Here is a 270-nt window from a genome sequence, read left to right as displayed (position 1 = left end):
AATAAGCAATTAGAACAAGGTATTTTATTAAAACCATATAGTAATTTAGATTCATTGAATACGATCATTCCTATATATATGAATGATAGTTCAAACAATATGGCTGCATTCAATGAAGATGGTTTATACAGAGGCACTGGATTAATGACCACTGCTTTGGCTTTAGATACTTTTACTTTTGAATGTTATTTCAAATATAACTCTATCTATGATAATACTGCGACTTCCTCACGCAGATCAATTATAGGTAAGTTTGGTCTGTTTAGTATC

General features: G+C 30.0%; 1 protein-coding gene. It reads left to right on the top strand.

The window, feature by feature from the left end; genetic code table 11:
* Nucleotides 1-270 (top strand): hypothetical protein (locus PQG54_RS12350; RefSeq protein ID WP_271807749.1); only part of this gene is annotated, 270 nt, incomplete at both ends.

This window comes from Commensalibacter communis (assembly GCF_947179015.1).
GTDB lineage: Bacteria > Pseudomonadota > Alphaproteobacteria > Acetobacterales > Acetobacteraceae > Commensalibacter > Commensalibacter communis.
This window is presented reverse-complemented; position numbering and strand designations above follow the sequence as displayed.